The sequence below is a fragment of the Methanocella conradii HZ254 genome, from assembly GCF_000251105.1.
GTDB classification, from domain to species: domain Archaea; phylum Halobacteriota; class Methanocellia; order Methanocellales; family Methanocellaceae; genus Methanocella; species Methanocella conradii.
The window spans coordinates 2,132,039-2,149,651 of the sequence record NC_017034.1 but is presented as its reverse complement, the minus strand read 5'-3'; the positions used below and the strand labels follow the sequence as shown (position 1 = coordinate 2,149,651).

Annotated in this window: 23 protein-coding genes and 1 tRNA gene; 11 read left to right on the top strand and 13 right to left on the bottom strand. The window is 52.7% G+C overall.

Annotated elements, in window-relative coordinates:
* Positions 1-10: 10 nt before the first annotated feature.
* From MTC_RS11295 to MTC_RS11280, 4 genes are all read left to right on the top strand, one after another.
* On the top strand, positions 11-934 hold the full coding sequence (locus MTC_RS11295) for an ABC transporter ATP-binding protein (RefSeq protein WP_014406828.1): 924 nt from the start codon (positions 11-13) through the stop codon (positions 932-934).
* Positions 931-1,722, top strand: coding sequence for an ABC transporter permease subunit (locus tag MTC_RS11290; RefSeq protein WP_014406827.1), 792 nt, complete (start codon positions 931-933; stop codon positions 1,720-1,722). The genes MTC_RS11295 and MTC_RS11290 overlap by 4 nt, the downstream gene beginning before the upstream one ends.
* Before the next feature lie 117 nt (positions 1,723-1,839).
* Entirely contained in the window at positions 1,840-2,763 is a 924-nt protein-coding gene (locus tag MTC_RS11285) for an ABC transporter ATP-binding protein (protein WP_014406826.1), read from the top strand.
* Positions 2,747-3,544 (top strand): ABC transporter permease subunit, encoded by a 798-nt coding sequence (locus tag MTC_RS11280; protein WP_237705907.1) that lies wholly within the window; start codon positions 2,747-2,749, stop codon positions 3,542-3,544. The genes MTC_RS11285 and MTC_RS11280 overlap by 17 nt, the downstream gene beginning before the upstream one ends.
* Here the strand turns inward: MTC_RS11280 and MTC_RS11275 are convergent.
* The 3 genes from MTC_RS11275 to MTC_RS11265 form a co-directional block, all read right to left on the bottom strand.
* Positions 3,528-4,496, bottom strand: coding sequence for a (Fe-S)-binding protein (locus MTC_RS11275; protein WP_237705906.1), 969 nt, complete (start codon positions 4,494-4,496; stop codon positions 3,528-3,530). The genes MTC_RS11280 and MTC_RS11275 overlap by 17 nt on opposite strands.
* The gene (locus MTC_RS11270; protein WP_014406823.1) at positions 4,480-5,466 is read right to left on the bottom strand and encodes an FAD-binding protein; all 987 of its coding nucleotides are present in this window, start codon (positions 5,464-5,466) and stop codon (positions 4,480-4,482) included. Before MTC_RS11270 ends, MTC_RS11275 begins: the two co-directional genes overlap by 17 nt.
* A gap of 180 nt (positions 5,467-5,646) precedes the next feature.
* Positions 5,647-5,743, bottom strand: a tRNA-Ile gene (locus MTC_RS11265).
* A 99-nt stretch (positions 5,744-5,842) separates the two neighbouring features.
* Between MTC_RS11265 and pscS the strand changes: the two genes are divergently transcribed.
* Complete coding sequence (gene pscS / locus MTC_RS11260) at positions 5,843-6,994, top strand: O-phospho-L-seryl-tRNA:Cys-tRNA synthase (RefSeq protein ID WP_014406822.1); 1,152 nt, start codon at positions 5,843-5,845, stop codon at positions 6,992-6,994.
* On the opposite strand, the gene MTC_RS11255 is transcribed toward pscS, so the two are convergent.
* The 9 genes from MTC_RS11255 to MTC_RS11215 form a co-directional block, all read right to left on the bottom strand.
* Entirely contained in the window at positions 6,991-7,701 is a 711-nt protein-coding gene (locus MTC_RS11255) for an RNA methyltransferase (RefSeq protein ID WP_014406821.1), read from the bottom strand. The two genes, pscS and MTC_RS11255, sit on opposite strands and share 4 nt — an antisense overlap.
* Positions 7,698-8,183, bottom strand: a complete 486-nt coding sequence (moaC, locus tag MTC_RS11250) for a cyclic pyranopterin monophosphate synthase MoaC (RefSeq protein ID WP_014406820.1) — start codon at positions 8,181-8,183, stop codon at positions 7,698-7,700. Before moaC ends, MTC_RS11255 begins: the two co-directional genes overlap by 4 nt.
* Positions 8,184-8,220: 37 nt before the next feature.
* Entirely contained in the window at positions 8,221-9,660 is a 1,440-nt protein-coding gene (locus tag MTC_RS11245; RefSeq protein WP_237706013.1) for an NAD(P)H-hydrate dehydratase, read from the bottom strand.
* Positions 9,661-9,726: 66 nt separating this feature from the next.
* On the bottom strand, positions 9,727-10,305 hold the full coding sequence (locus MTC_RS11240; protein WP_014406818.1) for a HemK2/MTQ2 family protein methyltransferase: 579 nt from the start codon (positions 10,303-10,305) through the stop codon (positions 9,727-9,729).
* A complete protein-coding gene (gene rsmA / locus MTC_RS11235; protein WP_014406817.1) occupies positions 10,280-11,092 on the bottom strand; it encodes a 16S rRNA (adenine(1518)-N(6)/adenine(1519)-N(6))-dimethyltransferase RsmA in 813 nt (270 codons plus the stop codon). The genes MTC_RS11240 and rsmA overlap by 26 nt, the downstream gene beginning before the upstream one ends.
* The gene (locus tag MTC_RS11230) at positions 11,092-11,664 is read right to left on the bottom strand and encodes a DUF655 domain-containing protein (protein ID WP_014406816.1); all 573 of its coding nucleotides are present in this window, start codon (positions 11,662-11,664) and stop codon (positions 11,092-11,094) included. Before MTC_RS11230 ends, rsmA begins: the two co-directional genes overlap by 1 nt.
* Before the next feature lie 49 nt (positions 11,665-11,713).
* Positions 11,714-12,070 carry an RNA polymerase Rpb4 family protein gene (locus MTC_RS11225; RefSeq protein ID WP_014406815.1) on the bottom strand — a complete coding sequence of 119 codons (357 nt, stop codon included), beginning with the start codon at positions 12,068-12,070 and terminating at the stop codon, positions 11,714-11,716.
* Between the two features lie 14 nt (positions 12,071-12,084).
* Complete coding sequence (locus MTC_RS11220) at positions 12,085-12,381, bottom strand: 50S ribosomal protein L21e (RefSeq protein ID WP_014406814.1); 297 nt, start codon at positions 12,379-12,381, stop codon at positions 12,085-12,087.
* Complete coding sequence (locus MTC_RS11215; protein ID WP_014406813.1) at positions 12,324-13,700, bottom strand: tRNA pseudouridine(54/55) synthase Pus10; 1,377 nt, start codon at positions 13,698-13,700, stop codon at positions 12,324-12,326. The genes MTC_RS11220 and MTC_RS11215 overlap by 58 nt, the downstream gene beginning before the upstream one ends.
* Before the next feature lie 113 nt (positions 13,701-13,813).
* Between MTC_RS11215 and MTC_RS11210 the strand changes: the two genes are divergently transcribed.
* The 4 genes from MTC_RS11210 to MTC_RS11200 all read left to right on the top strand — a co-directional run bounded on the left by MTC_RS11210 (position 13,814) and on the right by MTC_RS11200 (position 15,332).
* Complete coding sequence (locus MTC_RS11210) at positions 13,814-14,059, top strand: AbrB/MazE/SpoVT family DNA-binding domain-containing protein (RefSeq protein WP_014406812.1); 246 nt, start codon at positions 13,814-13,816, stop codon at positions 14,057-14,059.
* Positions 14,059-14,445: a type II toxin-antitoxin system VapC family toxin gene (locus tag MTC_RS11205; RefSeq protein WP_014406811.1), complete on the top strand. Its 387-nt coding sequence runs from the start codon at positions 14,059-14,061 to the stop codon at positions 14,443-14,445. The genes MTC_RS11210 and MTC_RS11205 overlap by 1 nt, the downstream gene beginning before the upstream one ends.
* Positions 14,446-14,472: 27 nt before the next feature.
* Positions 14,473-14,613 carry a hypothetical protein gene (locus MTC_RS13405; protein ID WP_014406810.1) on the top strand — a complete coding sequence of 47 codons (141 nt, stop codon included), beginning with the start codon at positions 14,473-14,475 and terminating at the stop codon, positions 14,611-14,613.
* Between the two features lie 410 nt (positions 14,614-15,023).
* Positions 15,024-15,332 carry a hypothetical protein gene (locus MTC_RS11200; RefSeq protein WP_014406809.1) on the top strand — a complete coding sequence of 103 codons (309 nt, stop codon included), beginning with the start codon at positions 15,024-15,026 and terminating at the stop codon, positions 15,330-15,332.
* A 5-nt stretch (positions 15,333-15,337) separates the two neighbouring features.
* On the opposite strand, the gene MTC_RS11195 is transcribed toward MTC_RS11200, so the two are convergent.
* A complete protein-coding gene (locus tag MTC_RS11195; RefSeq protein ID WP_014406808.1) occupies positions 15,338-15,985 on the bottom strand; it encodes a S4 domain-containing protein in 648 nt (215 codons plus the stop codon).
* Positions 15,986-16,169: 184 nt separating this feature from the next.
* On the opposite strand from MTC_RS11195, the gene MTC_RS11190 reads away from it, so the two are divergent.
* Positions 16,170-17,015: a DNA adenine methylase gene (locus tag MTC_RS11190; protein ID WP_143767145.1), complete on the top strand. Its 846-nt coding sequence runs from the start codon at positions 16,170-16,172 to the stop codon at positions 17,013-17,015.
* A 189-nt stretch (positions 17,016-17,204) separates the two neighbouring features.
* The gene (locus tag MTC_RS11185) at positions 17,205-17,492 is read left to right on the top strand and encodes a hypothetical protein (protein WP_048189382.1); all 288 of its coding nucleotides are present in this window, start codon (positions 17,205-17,207) and stop codon (positions 17,490-17,492) included.
* The last annotated feature ends 121 nt before the right edge of the window (positions 17,493-17,613 follow it).

Genomic DNA, 17,613 nt, shown 5'->3' with positions numbered 1-17,613 from the left:
TGGTAGGCAAATGATCGAGACAAGAGGGCTAACACGCTCTTTCGGCAATAACAGAGTGGTGAACGGGCTGGATTTAAGCGTTAGGGAAGGCGAAGTATTTGGCTTCTTAGGGCCGAATGGGGCGGGCAAGACGACCACGGTGCGCATGCTGGCGTGCCTCATAAGGCCAACTGAAGGCGAGGCCTTCATCGATGGCCTGAGCATTCTCGATGAGAGAGATGCGATGATGATTAGAAAAAGGATAGGATTGCTCACGGAGTCTCCGGGGCTATATGACACGCTGAGCGCCTGGCGAAACCTCGATTTTTATGCCAGGCTATACGAGGTGCCCGAGGCAAGGCGGCGGGAGCGCATAGAGCACTATCTGAGGATGATGGGCCTCTGGGATAAGCGCGACGAGCCTGTGGGCGGCTTCTCCAAGGGCATGAAACAGAAGATGGCCATTGCCCGCTGCCTTATACATGAGCCCAAGGTATTATTCCTGGATGAGCCCACATCGGGCCTTGACCCCGAAGCGTCGAGAATAGTCAGGGAATTCATCCTCGACCTGAAAAGCGAGGGGCGAACCATTTTCCTTTGTACTCACAACCTTGATGAGGCGGACCGCATATGTGACCGCATTGGCATCTTTAAGGGTAGGCTTCTCGGCGTGGACGCGCCGTCCAGGCTAAAGGCAGAGCTATACGGGCGCTCTATATCCATACAATTAAAAGGCATCACGCCACAGATCGTGGACAGCATAAGGTTGCTGAACTACGTAAAGAACGTCGTCGTAAACGGCAATACCATAACGATGAGCGTGGATTCGCCCGATGAGAATAATCCTGACTTATTGAGGGTTTTAGTGTCGATGGGCGCCGAGGTACAGTTCATCTATGAAAACAGGCACTCGCTAGAGGACGTCTACTTCAAGATAACGGGGGCAGCCAAATGAGCATAGACAAGGTAAACGCGATAATAGGGAAAGAGTTCGACGAGATAATGAAAAATAAGTACATTCTCGGCTCGCTGGTGGCGGTGCCATTGCTCTTTTCGCTCCTCCTGCCGGCCTCGCTCATAGCGCCCGCCGTTTTCTATCCTGAGGCATACCTTGACGCGAACGAGACGTCCTATATTGCGACGGCACTCGGCAAGTCACAGGAAGCGCTCATCTCATTCTTCATGAATGCTGTCATCCCGTTCTTCATGATGCTGCCCGCCATATTGCCTACTATCGTGGCCTCCTATAGCATTATAGGCGAGAAGAAAAATAGAACCCTGGAGCCGCTTTTAGCCGCCCCGGTCAGCGTGTACGATATCCTCGCCGGTAAGGCCCTGTCAGCGATAATCCCCGCGCTGGCGGCAACCTGGATATCGGCCATACTGTTTTGTGTAATCACGGGAGCGATCACCTATACCGGCCTGCATAGGATAATATTCCCCGACATCGCTGTATGGCTTTTAGGCATGCTAGTGCTCGCGCCTCTGCTTGCTTTCATGGGCATCATGATAGCCATTATAGTCTCCTCTCGGGTAAACGACCCGAGGGTTGCGCAGCAGATAAGCGCGGTGCTGGTTGTGCCTATAATGTCCTTGTTTATCGGCCAGATGGCCGGGTTTGTGCTCATAGACCTGAAGGTGATGGTAGGAGCGGCCATGCTAATCCTGGCCCTCGACGCTGTGGTGCTCATCCTTGGCAAGTCTATGTTTGACCGCGAGGAGATCCTTACGAGGTGGAAATAAGCGAGTATTATGTAAATCTTTTTTATTTCTTTAGTGGTTTCTTTATCAATTGCTTATTAATAGATATATGTTTATATAAATGATATAATAATTATTTTATAGGCTATGGTTTATCAAATGATTGAGGCGCGCGGCCTTACCCGCACGTTTAATGGTTTCACCGCAGTCGATTCTGTCGACATGAGAGTAGGCGAGGGCGAGATTTTCGGGCTACTGGGGCCCAACGGGGCGGGAAAGACGACGACAATTAGAATGCTGGCATGCCTTATCAAGCCGAGCAAGGGCACTGCATACGTGTGCGGCATGGACGTCCTCAGCCCGGATGAGGCCAGCAAAATTCGAGGCATGGTGGGCATACTAACGGAAAATCCTGGCTTCTACGATGGGCTAAGCGTGTATAAGAACTTGCGGTTTTACGCAGACCTTTACCACATGGGGCGGCAGAAGGCAAATCGCAACATCGAGCATTACCTGCGCCTGTTTGGCCTGTGGAGCCTGAGGAACTCGCCCGTTGCCGGCTTTTCAAGGGGGATGCGCCAAAAGCTGGCCCTGGCGAGATGCCTAATCCATGAGCCAAGGCTGCTTTTCATGGATGAGCCAACTTCGGGCCTCGACCCCGAATCAGCCCGAATCGTGAGGGACTCAATCCGCTCCATCAGGAAGGAGGGCAGGACTATACTTTTATGCACCCACAACCTTGACGAGGTCGAAAGGCTTTGTGACCGAATTGCCATAATGAACCGAAGGATACTCGGCGCCGGCACCCCTCAAAGGCTGAAGTACTCGTTTGGCAGAAAAATCATCATACGCCTTGAGCGCATGAGCGACCGCATCTTATCCATCCTGGATGGCATGGATAGCGTACGATTTGTCGAAAAAGAGGGAAATAGCCTCGTCCTGGAGGTAGAGGACCCGGAATCGGATAACGCTGATATCATCTACAACATAGTCAAGGCCGGGGGCCGCATCCAGTTTGTTAGCGAGCTGGGGACGTCTCTCGAGGACGTATACATGAAATTAGTGGGTGGCCGCCTTGCATAATGACGCTATAGTGGTCATAAAAAAGGAGTTTGAGGAAGTTCTGAAAAATAAGTATATACTCTTTACGATGTCGAGCTTCCCTCTCGTCTTTTCGGTACTTATTCCTCTTATATATTTATTTGCCTTGCCGGTAAATGTGTCATGGGCTGATGTAGCTGCCTTTAAGGGCTTCGTGCCCGGCGCCGACGCCATGACGCCCAGGCAGGTGCTCGTCGCCTTCATCGTGCAATGCAACCTGCCATTCTACCTGATGATGCCGAGCGTCATCCCGACGCTGGTCTCCTCTTACAGCATCGTCGGTGAAAAGAAATGCGGCACGCTGGAGCCCTTGCTGGCCACTCCTGCGTCGACCAGCGACATACTAGCAGGCAAGGCCCTCGCCGCCATCATACCCTCAGTGCTCATCACCTGGGCCTCTTTCCTCATATATGCCGTGCTCGTGGACGCGATGACCTACGGAATATTCGGCTATGCCATAATACCTAACACGCTATGGCTATTCGCCATTCTGGTCACCGCCCCTCTATTCGCCGCCATGTCCGTATACCTCTCAATCGTGATCTCCTCGCGGATGAATGACATACGCGCTGCACAGCAGGTCAGCGCAGTCTTCGTGATACCCATCATGGGCGTCTTCATAATGGAGCTTTTCGGATACCTGTCGTTGACCATCGAAATGTTGCTGGCCTTAAGCATAGCCGTTGCATTGATGGACGCCCTCCTCATAAAGGCGAGCGTGAAGGCCTTTGACCGCGAGGAGGTACTCACGCGCTATGCCTGATGCTCCTGCCCACTAAAATCGACAGGTCTTCAGCGGTAAAATCCTCGGAAAGCTGGACGCTGCACTGCGGACAGACGACCGCCACCACGTCAGGCGATACGGCCCTGATATCCGCCGCCTTTCTTTGCTTTAGAAACCTTGCCAGCCCGATGTCGTTCCTCCTTACGCCTCCCCCGGCCCCGCAGCACCTGTCGGGCTCCTCCATGGGCACATAGTTGCACATCCGCTTCAATATCCTTTCGGCTACCTTCATCATATAGGGCGATACGTTCCTGTAGAGGTGGCATGGGTATTGCAACGTGGCCCTGTATTCCTCTTTTTGTAAAACGTTATAAATGCCAAGCGAGTCGTACACGTCAAGGTAATGGACTACCTCAAACTCGTCCTGGTATTCCAGCAGCGTCGACGTACATCCAGGACACGAAGTGATTATGGTCTCCACGCCGAGCTCCCTGAATTGCCGCAGGTTTTTCTCAAGCATGCCCTTCGCAAGGTCAAACCTTCCGATGCGGTTCAGTGGCGAGCCACAGCAGACCTCCTCGATACGTGTGAACTCTACTCCCATGAAGCGCAGCGTGTACTCGACAGCCTCGCCAATCTGGCGCAGCCTGTAATTGGTGAGGCAGCCTGCAAAGTATGCCGTCTTACAGCGCCTCGGGCTTACGTCGAGCCTTATGCCCGGCACGACTGATAAGCCATACGTCGAAATATTATGAAGGGTCTCCAGGTAGCCTGGAGTAGAGAGGCTTCTACGCATGCCCTCTATTGCCTTCGTTATCGGGACGCCCATGGGGCAGGCGGCCACACAGCGGTTACACGTGGTGCAATTAGTGACCTCGGCGGGGGGCTTTGCCGACCTCTCCATGTCCAGGGCCCTTAGCGAGCTCAACGCCGAAGGGCAGACCATCTCGCAGACGCCACACTTGATGCAGTTCTCACTCAAGGCCTTCACCCGCCCTGTAGCCGCTCACCAGCGCCCTGTACAGGCCGAAGCCATGCGCAGTCGACCCGAGGGCGCGGACGTTCTTGAAGCCCTTTATGAAATGCTTCTCCCCAATCCCTTTGTACATGAGCGGGTGTTGCGAAAGAAACTCCTCATTCAGGTCTGCCTCGAAGTCCATACATACGGTTGCCCTTGTAAACGGCTCGAGCAGGCTGTCGCCCTCAACTTTAAAGCCTGTCAGCAGGCCTCCCGTAGCGATGAAAAGGTTATCGGCATGCGCCATGAATTCCCGCTTGCCCTTGGTCCCCATCTTTCCCATCACTCGTCCATCTTCGATTCGCTCGACCCTCGCTATATCTAGCATTTCGATGCGGGGGTTTTGTGTAGCCTTTTTTCTTAATGCTCGTATCAGCCTCATCCCAAGGACTGAGGGTGCCATGGCATACTCGCCAGCTTCCACGCCTAAAACATTACATAGTTTTTTCCGTATCTCATCAGTCCTCGAGATTCCCAGTATGGGCGGCAATAGAATGCTTTCTGCCCTGGCCTTTTTTAAGGCGTCGCATAAAGCGTCGACGCTGCCCTCATCATTGTCCAGTATTCTTGCCATCTCCTGTAGCGAGCGGCCCCTCATGAATTCTATGGGTAAGAACCCCTCAGGCTGTTCATTAATTGATATAAAAGCAGGTCGGCCCCTGATTAATGTGGATGCCTGGACGATGCCGCTTTTTATATCCCGTGAAACTGTAGCGCAGTCACCCCTTGTGTAGGGGCACTCCGTGGCATTCATCAAGTTTATAAACCATTCTTCAGCTTCGACGTCTCCAGCTAGAGGAGAGAAGGTGCCGCTTGAAATTGCGGTCGCGCCCACCCCGCTTGATAATAAAATGGTGTCTCCGTGTAGCCTTAATGCGGCCACAAGGCCTGCGAGCCCGCCGCCAACGATTATATTATCGCCATAAAGCCTCACGTTTCTCATAAGATGCTTACCCTATGATTTCGCTCGCTTTCAAGTTTGTGGTTATGCTTTCGCGTTGAGTGCCATGTGTTAGACGTTCTATCTTCTGCTTCTAATGACTGGGGGCGGAGCGAATCCACCATTCAGCCCCTAAAAGAGCCGTCTGGCTTTTAATGAAAAGCTGATATCAATTTTTATTGATGGGCCCGCTGCGATTTGAACGCAGGGCCTCTCGGTTATCAGCCGAGCGCTTGTCGCTGTCCTTTTGACAGTTCCGACCTGGCTAAGCTACGGGCCCAACATCTGTTTAGAAAGTCATTTCTACTACATAAAAGTTATGTTTAAGCCTTCATGTGAAGACAATCTTAAATATAATCAGTGAAATGTGGTTTGTGTAATGTCTATTAACCTGTCAAAGTTTGGATTCATTAAGCGTGATACTCCCAGAGATATAAACCTTGACCCCCTACAGACTGGTGGCGTACTCACGCCCGAGGCGAGGCATGCCCTACAGGAGTGGGGCGATGAGTACTCGGTATGCGATTATTGTGGCGGCGCGCTTGATGAGATAAAGACGCCCCCAATATACGATTTCGTGCACAAGGCGCTGCCCGAGTTTTTGGGATGCGACCATGTGCGCATCACCAATGGCGCACGGGAGGCCAAGTTCGCGGTAATGCATTCTATTTGCAAGGAGGGGGATTGGGTCGTCATGGATGGGAATGCACACTATTCATCTCTGGTGGCGGCCCAGCGTGCCCGCCTTAACGTTAAGCTTGTGGAAAAGACTCCTGCCCCTGAGTATAAGATCACGCTTGAGAAGTACGCCCAGGCCATCGAGGAGGTAAAGCGTGAAACGGGGAGGCCGCCGGCGCTAGCCCTCCTCACCTATCCGGACGGCAATTATGGCAACCTTGCGGACGTGAAGGCGATATCAAGGCTTGTGCACGATAATGGCATACCATTCCTCGTGAACGGCGCCTACGCAATAGGCAGGATGCCATTCAACGCAAAAGAGCTCGGCGCAGACTTCGTGGCGGGCAGCGGCCACAAGTCCATGTCGGCCTCCGGGCCAATCGGCGTATTAGGGGTAAGCGAAGAATACGCCCCCATAGTGCTCGAAAAGTCGAAAACGCACAAGACAAAGGAGATCGAGCTGCTCGGCTGCACGGCCCGCGGGGCCACGATAATGACCATGATCGCATCATTTCCTGCCGTATACGAGCGCGCCAGGCCGGAAAACTGGCAAAAAGAGGTCGAAAACGCAAGATGGCTTTCCGCGCAGCTCGAAAATCTGGGCCTCAGGCAGATGGGGGACAAGCCTCACAACCATGACCTCATGTTCTTCGAGGCAATGCCCCTCTACGAGATATCCCAAAAAACCGACCGCTACTTCCTATACCGCGAGATGAAGGCCCGCAGCATCCACGGGATAAAGCCAGGCCTCACTAAGAATTTTAAGATAAGCACCTTTGGGGTAGGAAGGGAAAAGCTGGGCATCGTGGCCGACGCCTTCAAGGAAATAATCAAGAAGTACAACGCCTGCTAGCCATGTTTCCTGGCCCGCTCCAGGGCCAGCTCTATCTCATGAAGGACGCCCATCATCGTATAGTACTCCCGCTCGTTGAGCATCGCCCTGCCATAGATGCGCCTCAGCATAGTCATGGTCCTGCCCTTCTTATGCTCGGGATACCCTATATCGTCCAATAGCCCTTCATAATGGCTATAAAAGACGTCCATCAATTCACGGCTTGCAAGGGCGACCCTGCCGCCCTTAAAGCCTGAAAGCTCGTACATGAATATGGCCACAGCCTGAGACAGGTTCATTATTGGGTACTCTTTAGAGGTAGGGATGTATGCGACGATGTCGCACCTCTCCAGCGTATCGTTGGTCAGGCCACGGTCCTCCCTTCCAAAAACGAGCGCCGCAGTGCCCGCTTTATCCTCGAGCATCTCCCGAAGCTCTTTCGGGTTAAAATATGGATGCCTCACATGGCCAGCAAGCCTGGCCCCGGGCTTACCGGTGGTCGCAATGGCGATATCAACGCCTTCAAGCGCCTCCTCAAACGTGTCCACGATGCGGGCCGACTCGAGTACGTCGCGGGCGTGCATGGACATGGCCTTCGCGAAGTCGCCAAGCCCGCACGGCTTTACCAAAAAGAGCTCGCTAAACCCGAAGTTCTTCATCACCCGGCAGACGGCGCCCACGTTGCCTTCATACCTGGGCTCCACCAGAACAACGCGGACCGACATCATCGCTTACCAGGCTGCTCCTTGACCTTTTTTTCCACAATGATGTCTGAAATACGCGTCTCCGGGTAATTGCCGGTCTCGTCCTTCTCGACGGCTTTAACCATGTCCCATATGGTTAGCAGCGCAGTGCTCACGGCGCAGAGCGCCTCCATCTCCACGCCCGTCTTGCCCACCGAGCGCACCTCGGCGGTGGCCTTTATGGTCGTATCGCCAACCTCAAAGTCCACGTCGATTCCAGTGATCGGGATCTGGTGGCAAAGAGGTATCGTCTCCCACGTGTGCTTGGCAGCCTGGATGGCCGCAATCCTGGCCGTCGCCAAGACATTCCCCTTCTTAACGCTGCCCGTCTTTATTAAATCCATAGTTTGCCTGGTTAATCGTATGATGCCGCTTGCCCTGGCCGTGCGGACGACGTCCTCCTTGGCCCCCACGTCTACCATCCTGACCCTGTCGCCCTCGACATGGGTGAAATCGCTGGAACGCATGTACAAGCCCCGGTATATCTTGGCCGATATGGCTTAACTATTTTTCCTTTCTCGGCCAGTACTTCTTCACAGCATAAGGTATCATGTTCAACATATCAGAGGCCATCATTCCATACCCCTTATCCTCGAAGGCCATGTCGCCCGCGGCCCCGCTTATGAAGGCCGCGGCACAGGCAGACTTATATGCGGGGTTGCGACAATAGAAGGCCCCAACGATCCCGGCCAGGACGTCCCCGGCGCCGCCGACCGCCATTCCAGCGTTACCCGTACTGTTCACCTTCGCCACGTTGCCGTCGCTAACGACCGCAGGGCTGCCCTTCCATAGCGTGACCAGGCCATTTTTTGCCGAAAACGCCTTTACTTTTTCGGCCGCATCATCATTCGGCCCCAGATGCTCACCGCTCAGCCTCTCGAACTCATGAACGTTAGGGGTGATGATGCCATGCAGGGGCATATCGGGCTGCAACGCATCAGCGTCTATGACAACCCTCTCGCACAATGGAAGTATCTCCTTAACGGCCGCCAGCGTCTCAGGCTCCCTCCCAAGGCCCATGCCCACCGCCACGGCGTGGTGTCTCTCGATAAGCTTTTTAAGCGTAGGTATATCCTCTCTAACAATGAAGTCCTCATGGGAGAGCGGCCTCACGATAAGGTCGGGCGAAAAAGATGCTATTATGCTAGCGGCCCTCCTGGGCGCGGCAACCGTGACAATCTCCGCGCCGGAGCGGTAGGCAGCCAATGCGGTGAAAGTGGGCGCACCCGTGTAGGGGCCTCCTCCGATGACAAGTAAACGCCCTCCACCACCTTTTTCCACGAAATCGCTCCGCGTCTTCAGCCCGATTAAGTCTCCAGGGCCGGTATGGGTGAGCGCCTTCTCCGGTATGCCAATATCCACCACTTCTACACGGTAGCGCTCAAGCCCCTTTTTCGGGGCGTGGAAGGCTATCACGAGGTCCGGGCATACGCACTCGACGCATTCGCCAGTATTCGCGTCCAGGCCGCTCGGCAGGTCCAGCGACACTTTATGGGCTTTGCTCTCATTTATCAATCGTATGGCAGTCCTGGCAGGCTCCCTGGGAATGCCGTGGAAGCCTGTACCTAATATAGCATCTACTATCAGGTCGCACTCCGCGAACGCCTCCTCAGGGATCTGGCCCGGCGTGGCCGCCTCAATCACGGGGATATCCATCCCACGGGCTATCTCCAGGTTAACCAGGGCCGGGCCGGGCTTTACCTGGCCCACCCTGCCAAGCAGGATGACCATCACATTGTAGCCAGCGTTCACAAGCAGCCTGGCCACTACCGCCCCATCGCCTCCATTATTCCCTGTGCCGCAGACGACGAGCACCCTGCATTTTTTATAAAGGGCGATGATGGACTCTGCGGCCTTCCGGCCGGCGTTTTCCATGAGCATTCCATATGTCACGCCAAAATAGTCGGAGTTGGCCTCCAGGGCCCGCATCTCCTCGACAGTCACGTACCTCAATCCAATTCACCTGGCTATATCGAGCTTTATTTATGCAGCCTGATGAAATAATGATTCCTATCTTATGCATTTTAATACGACGAGCCTCTCGAAGGGCACCTTTTCGCTGGAAACCTGTTCTGCCTTGAAGCCGCGCTCCTCGAACATCCTTTTGGTCTCGTCGATGCCCGTCAGCGTAGAGATTACAGTAAGGATGCGCCCACCAGGGGCCAGTATGCGGTCGATGTCCGCTAGAAAGCGCGAGACCTCTTTCCTTCCAGTGGGGCCGCCGTCAAAGGCCCGGTTCAGCCACGAGCTAAGCCGCTCCTCCGGCGGAGTCGGCAGGTACGGCGGGTTAAAAACAACGAGGTCGAACCTGCCGCATATCCCGCTAAAGAGGTCCGTCCTGACCACTGGAACGCCATTAAGCCTGGCATTCCTGCATGCGTGAGGGCTTATGTCGGTCGCCACAACGCTGGCAGCTACCTCTTTTACAAACAGCGAAACGATGCCACAGCCCGTGCCAACTTCCAGCACCTTATCGCACGGGCGCGCCTCATTCAGAGCCGCCTCTACCAGCAAAAAGGAGTCCTCGCCAGGGTCATAGACCTCGTCAAGCAGCTCAAACTCCTTATCCCGGTATATCCTGATGCTCATGCCCTCTCAACTCGCACAAGAGGTCGGCCAGCCTTGCATACTCTTCCGGCGACACCTCTTCGGCCCGCATCTCCATCAAGTCCTGCGGCAGCTTTAACGTAAGCTCCTTCATGTTTGTAATGCCCACGACGTGCTCTCCCTTGGCGAGGGCATTCCTGAGCCGCTTACGCCTACCCATAAAGGCGGCCGTCACCAGGCCCATAAACAGGCCCCTATCCTTGACCGAATACGAGGCTGGCCTCGGCGTAAGCTTCACGACTGCGGACTCCACCTCGGGCGGCGGAATAAAAGCTCGAGGCGGCACCTTCATCAACACCTCCACATCGGCAAAATACTGCACGCCCACAGAGAGCCGCGAATACTCAGATTCCCCCACCTTCGCCATCATCCTCCTGGCGAACTCCCGCTGATACATAAGTATGCCAAGCCTGAAATCGTGCCTCAGCAGCTTAAACGTAACCTCAGAAGATATCGAGTAAGGCAGGTTCGCCACAACCTTATCAAAGCGAGGAAACGCCACCTTCAGCGCATTACCCATGATAATAGTGACGTTTGAGTCCTTGAACCGCTCCTCCAGGAGAGAGGCCAGCGCGGGGTCAATTTCAATGGAATAGACGTGGCGAGCCCTTTGGGCAAGTAGCTCCGTCAGGTTCCCCGGGCCGGCGCCAATCTCTAAGACATCCTCATTCCCATGAATATCCGCAAAATCAACGATTTTACGCAAAACATCCCTGTCAATTAAAAAATGTTGATCTTTGCGCTTATCGGGCTTAATGCTGGCGGACATTACCGGGCAAACATCCTGTACTTAAGCTGCTCGTCCTGAATCTCCTGCTCAATCCGCTTGGCGATAAGCTTCTCCGGGTGGTGCAGGCCCTTAATGCGGGCCTCAATTTCCGCAAAGCTCCTGAACTTTCCCTTCTTGCGTTCGTCTATTATCGCCCACATCATCTTCTTGCCGATGCCCGGCAACAGCTCCAGCATGTGCAGCCTCGTCGTGATAGGCTGCGCCGTGTTGAAGAACTCCACGTACTTAGCCTCGTTCTCCCTGACGATCTTCTCGATAATGTACGGCAGCTCGACCTTAGCGCTCGGGGTCAGCTCGTCATACTTCAGCCTCTTCTCGACGTGCTTGACAATATCCCTCTCCCCCTTGCCAACGAACACCTTGCTCTCGATCTCCACCCTCGCGCCCTCCTTGACGCTCAGCTCAAGCAATATGAAGTGCTCCGCGCCAAGCGCCTGGGCCAGCGGCTTACGCAAGTGTATCGGCCTCGTGTCCTCGGCGTGCCCGGTGGGGAGAAAGTCCAGGATATAGGCGTATTCTTCTTTAATATCAGTAGTATGGGTCATCGGCATCAAGGGTCGCCCTCATACAATATAATACGTTTAAATAAAAAAAGATTGCTTAAGCCTGGATATATTTACCTACGATATCCAGTATGGCCTTAAGCTCTGCCTCGCTAAGCGTAAACCTCTCCTTAGCGTATATAGCCCGAAGCTCATCCTTCGTGCGCGGGCACAGGTTTGCTATCTTCACCGCTATGTCCAGCTTCATCTTCTCGAGGGTAAGAAGCTCGTTAACCATGTCCCTGGACTCCTTTGCGCCAACCTTGGCAAAAAGGTTGGCGTGCTCCACGGCACGCTTCTGCTCGTAGCGCAGCTCCTGGCCCGCCTTTTCCCGCTCTTCCTTGATACGGTTAAGGATATCCCTGACCTCGGGGAGCGTTAATAGCTCCTCGCTCTCTACCTTCTTTATTATCATGCAACGTCACCAGATTACTGGCCTTTCTGGGGCTTGAGGTGCTGTGGGCGGGCGATGATCTCCTTCCTGAGGCCGCCGTCGTACATCTCAAGTATGTAGGCCCTACCGCGGGTCCCGATGACAGTGCAAGTCCTGCCCTGGAAGCGGCGATATGGCATGCCCTTGTGGACGCTCGGGTCGATGTCGATGTGGACCTTCTGCCCGACCTCGAACTCCTGGACTGCACGGCTTACGGGCGAGAGTCCCCGCTCCCTTAGCGCCTTTGTGAACTTGTACCTGGTCTTCTTTCTTTCGCCATGTGATCTTGCCATGATATTCCTCCTTCGACGCTTATAACGTCCAGCTCTGCGACGCGGCACTCCCTGCCCAGCAGGGCCGAGAGGGACGGGCTTGTCCGGCCTTTATCGCCGGATACGAGCTCTTTCACGTAAAGCCCGCCTTCGCACCGGACGGTTATGATGAAATACTTCTCCGCTTCGTTTAGCTCTTCAAGCGTTATATCATATACCCTGCGCCTTCTCTCAAGGTCAGCCCTTCGGTGCAGGACCCTTTCGGGCGTCCGCTGGCATATGGCCGCGCCAGATAGGATAGCCAGCGAAGATTTAAGCGTTTCTATTGAAAGAGCGTCATTGTATATAACTTTAAGCCTGTAAGTCTTATCGGGCTTTATGCTTTTTATTTCCCTGACTGCACTTTTATCAACGTAATGAAGGCCTGAAACCGATACCCTGCCCGAGGCGTAGGCGTTTATCCTTTGCTCCAGGCTTTCGAGGTCCACCCATCGGGTGCGGGGGCTGACGACCTCCATGATGAACGGCCTCCCCTCCCCGAGCATGCGGGCGTCTATGTCCTCCCTGCCTGCCCCGTGAAGCACGCCGTCCTCCGCATTAAAGGCCAGCTTTACCTCGTGGCTTATCTGCTCCTCAACGGACGTCGGGTACATCTTGCCCGTGCCCCCACAATGCTGGCATATGGCCTCGCCCTTTACCCCTTTTCCGCCGCATTCCCTGCACGGCCACCTCGTTTGCGGGATGTCCCGGACGTACTTGTTATAGCGGCCATATATGAATAACGAGTTAGCCTTCATCTCCACCATATCTTTAGCGAGGTCGATGGTGAAGACGACGTCGGGCCTCTTGAAGTCCACTTCTTTGCCCGCCTTAATGGATACGGCTTTCCCCACTTCGCGGTTCAGCTCCGCCTTCAGGGGCTCGGCATGGGTGAGGCCGCACTCGGCCCAGAGCACCTCCTCCTTTTCAGAGTAGATGGGCGGCACCTTCGTGCCCACGAGCAGCGTGTCGTACTCAAAGCCCTTTGCGGCCTCGATACACCTGTCAGCCCATTTTTCGATATTTTTTAAATCCTGGAATAATCCCCTGCAGAGCCAGCACTCCTCGTCCTGAGCCTCAATGCCCAGGACCTTCCTGGCCGGCAGAAACGACGTGGCCAATAGATTTTGAGCCTCCATGTCGCCATCAGCGGCCGCCTGCATCGAAAGGGCGACCTTGATGGCGAAGCCGCGCTGTGCGTTCGTTAAGCCCGTCGACAGCTTGCCGAACTGCCTGCCCAGGCAGCTATCGCAGATGGGGCCCTCCTTAAGGATGCACTTCGCCATTTCGATGATAGTCATATGCCGGATTCCATACTGTATTCGTAGCTTTTATAGCTTTCCAGGTTTGTAGTTAAATGCTATAACAGATACATTTAATATTGCTATAATCATTTAATGATATGTGATTATAAATGGAGCCATGTTCAAGTAAGGTATCGAGCCAGAACCAGATAACGTTGCCTGCCGATGTCCGAAATAAGATCGGGGTCGGGCCCGGCGATAAAGTCGTATTCATTGAGGAGGATGATAAGGTCGTTCTTAGAAGCCTAAAAGACATGATATATGAGATGGCGGAAGGTTTTAAGGATTTTGACAAAACGGATAAAGAGTTCAGGGAAGGATGGGCTAAAAGGCTAAAGAGAGAAGGTATTGTCTAATGGACGTATGCCTGGATTCTAATGTTTTTAGAAGCGACCCGGATTTTTTAGAATGGATGAGGAAAAAAGACGTGAAAGGCTACCTGTCCTCACTTGCATTTATGGAGCTATCTTACAATGAGATGAAAAGAGTGGGCGGGTCAATGACAAGATTTTTAGGCATTTTAAATGGCCTGGATATCGAGGTCATTTCGTTCGATAAGGGACAAGCGCTGATTGCGGCAAAAAATGCGCTGCAGGGACACGATTTCTCGGATAATGCAGTCGATTATGCCATCGGGGCGTATGCCTATAAGCGTAAGATACCCATGGTCACGAATAATAAGAGGCACTTTAAGTGGCTGAGCGAGGTATATACGCCGGCCGAGATTATGGAAAAATATTAGTTGTAGGATATTTTTATTGAGGGCTATATGGCTAGAGGTGCCGTCGTCTCCATCGTCCACACGAGCGACCCCATCGAAGGCCCGAAGAAGGCGCTGGACATGATAGGAGCGTCCCGTATCCTTTTTAGGTATGATAGGGTGCTGGTTAAGCGTGACCTTCTCTCCTGATTGAAATCAGGAGCATCCACCTTGTACGCTCCATTCCTTCTCCAGGGGCGAGCGTACTTTCAGCCTGTCATCTCAGCATCGGGCGGAGCCCATGGAGGCCTTGTCCTCAAACACGGAAGACGGTTCCTGTGTAGAACAAAATTTTGGCTGCCATACGGTGGAACTTCAAGACATAAATACTATTCTCGACTATTTATACATTCACAGTATGCTTGCCAAAAGTATTATTTTCATGTTGAAGAGCAAGGGGCGGATCCATCTCATCGTTTCAAGGGGATTCTCCGCCCCATGGCCCCGTTGTCGAAAAAATCATATTCAAAGGAGAGCAGATAAGCAGGCTTCGGAAGCATTACCGCGCTTGAGCATCACATTTATGAGCCATCGCCGGCAATAAGCTAAAAGGTGTACAAATGGAAGTAGTATATTTTTACGAGGAGAAGGATAAGAAGTCCGTGGACAAGCTTCTAGAAGAGGAATTTTTCAAGCGCCTCGGGCCGAGCGCCAGGGAGGCCGCGCTCATGGGCACGGCGCGCAAGTCTGGCTATTACCTGTATGTAAAGGCTGAGGACCCGGAGAAGATGAAGGAGGCGCTGAGGCGCATCGAGGAGTCGAAGCTGCCGCTTGCGAAGCTTTCTGGCGATGAGGAGAGGCAGGTTCTCGACTACGTTCACAAGGAGGAGGAAGAGGCGGCGTCGGGCATGGGTGCCATCTTTGGCTAACTCTTTTATTTTTCTGCTATGATGTAGGCTTCCATCTTTTCTGGTTTTATGATTTTTATTACTTTTAGGCCTGTGTCTTCTAGTTTTTTTACGATGGGATCGAGGCTGCCCGCCTGGCCGAGCTTTATCACCTGTAGGGCTCTGCCGTTTTTCTTTAATAGTTGCAGGTATCGTGCCAGGACGTCGACGGAGCTCATGGGCTCGACGGTCATGTCGTTCAGGATGACGTCGTAGGGGCCGTCCAGCTTCGCTATATCCATCGTGAAGGCGTCGCCGAAGAAGACCTTCACGTTAGGGTACTCCTTTTCAACCGCCCTAAGAGGCTTTTTGAACTCCTCGCTAAACTCGATGCCCGTGGCCCTCGAGGCGATGCCTGCGGCATACATCAAGAACCCGCCCGCGCTTGACCCGATGTCGAGCACCGCGTCCCCTTCCCTTAAAATGCCCGACTCATCCTGTATGCGCTTCAGCTTAAAGTATCCCTCCGGCCTGTCCTCCCCCTCTACTGTCACAGCCCTCCCATACTCGATCCTCTGGGAGGGCTTCGTTATCGCCTTTCCATCCACCTTCACCAGCCCTCTTTCTATGAGGTGCTTCGCCCGGCTCCTCGAGGAGACTAAACCCTCTCTAACAAGATACTCATCAAGCCTCATAAGTAAGACAAACCCAGCTATCCTATTAATAATTTCACTTCACTCTATCATGAAGTATATATCATTAGGAAGCAAGAGATTATGTAAGGAGAACGACATGTACTCTGATGACTCAGAGAATACCGGTGCAAACGAAAAACTAATATCCACATTAACACCGGCTATAAAAAAGCCTGGAATTCAAATGGCTTTACAGCATGAGGAGGGGCTTTCTGAACCTGGCATTAAGTCGCCCGGAAGAAAGATTGCATTTGGATGGTATGGAGGCAAGTATAGCCATCTTAACTGGCTATTGCCCCTATTACCCTATACGCATCACTATTGCGAGCCTTTCGGCGGCTCCGCAGCAGTATTGCTAAACAGGCACCCTTCACCGATAGAGACGTATAATGATATCGATGGAGAAGTCGTTAATTTCTTCAGGGTATTGAGAAATCAGACGGAGGATTTGATTAAGGCGATAGCCCTGACTCCGTTTTCAAGGGAAGAATTCGCCCTGGCAATTTCCGAGCCCGACGGAGAGCTATCGGACCTAGAGAGGGCAAGGCGGTTTTTTGTAAGGGCCAGGCAAGTCAGGACTGGCCTTGCCCAGACAGCCTCAATAGGGCGATGGGCAAACTGTAAATTAACGAGCAGAGCGGGCATGTCCGGAGCCGTCTCAAGGTGGCTTGGCAGCATTGAGGGCTTACCCGAAATCGCCGAGCGACTTTTAAGGGTACAGATAGAGAACAGGCCGGCCATCGAGGTCATAAGGCTATACGATAGTAAAGATACCCTTTTCTATTGTGACCCCCCGTATCCTCATGAGTCCAGGGGAGATGTTAAGTCATATAAGTATGAAATGAGTGAAGAAGAGCATTTAAGGCTGGCAGATGTTTTACATGGCGTTAAGGGCAAGGTCGCCATATCCGGTTACCATTGCGAGCTAATGGATAGACTATATAATGATTGGAAGTGTATAGAAGAGCCGGTTAAAAATTGCCATTCCATAAAAAAGCCTAGAAGGGAAGTGCTCTGGGTAAATTATTGAGCCATCTATCATGCCTGTGAATGAACAAAAGTGTAGGGAAATCCTCGAACAAGGCTATAAGCTCGCAGAGGAGAGCTTTATTAACAACCTTAAACCACGGGTGCCTTTTAGTGCAGAAATGAGAAGAGCATGCCTTGCTCTAGAGGCCCGTATCTAAGCGTTTTTCGCAGAAATGTAAAGTTTAACGAGATGACAAGACAAGGGCTGAAGGATAAAGAAGGCTATGATGCATTAATCACTTTAATCGATATGGTCTCCAGGGAATCGAACCCCCAAGCTCTTCTGGATATTCTTACCTATGTTTTGTATAGGTTCATCGATATAAGGGGTTGGCTAATAAATTCTCTAGTCATTATCGGCGTTAGAGGGAGGAGGATATTTCAGGATAAAATGATAAGCCATCTAAGTGATAAGAGTGTACCAAAAGCGCTAAAAGTTGCATGGAACGAAGAGATCGAAAGAATAACAAGTATTTAACCTTGTCATTCATTATTCACTCTTGCCTCATTTCAGCCCGGAGCACTAAATATATATGCTATGGCGGGCTATTAAAATAGGTACACGAAAAGGCAAACATAGGTCAAAAACCCGTTTATAT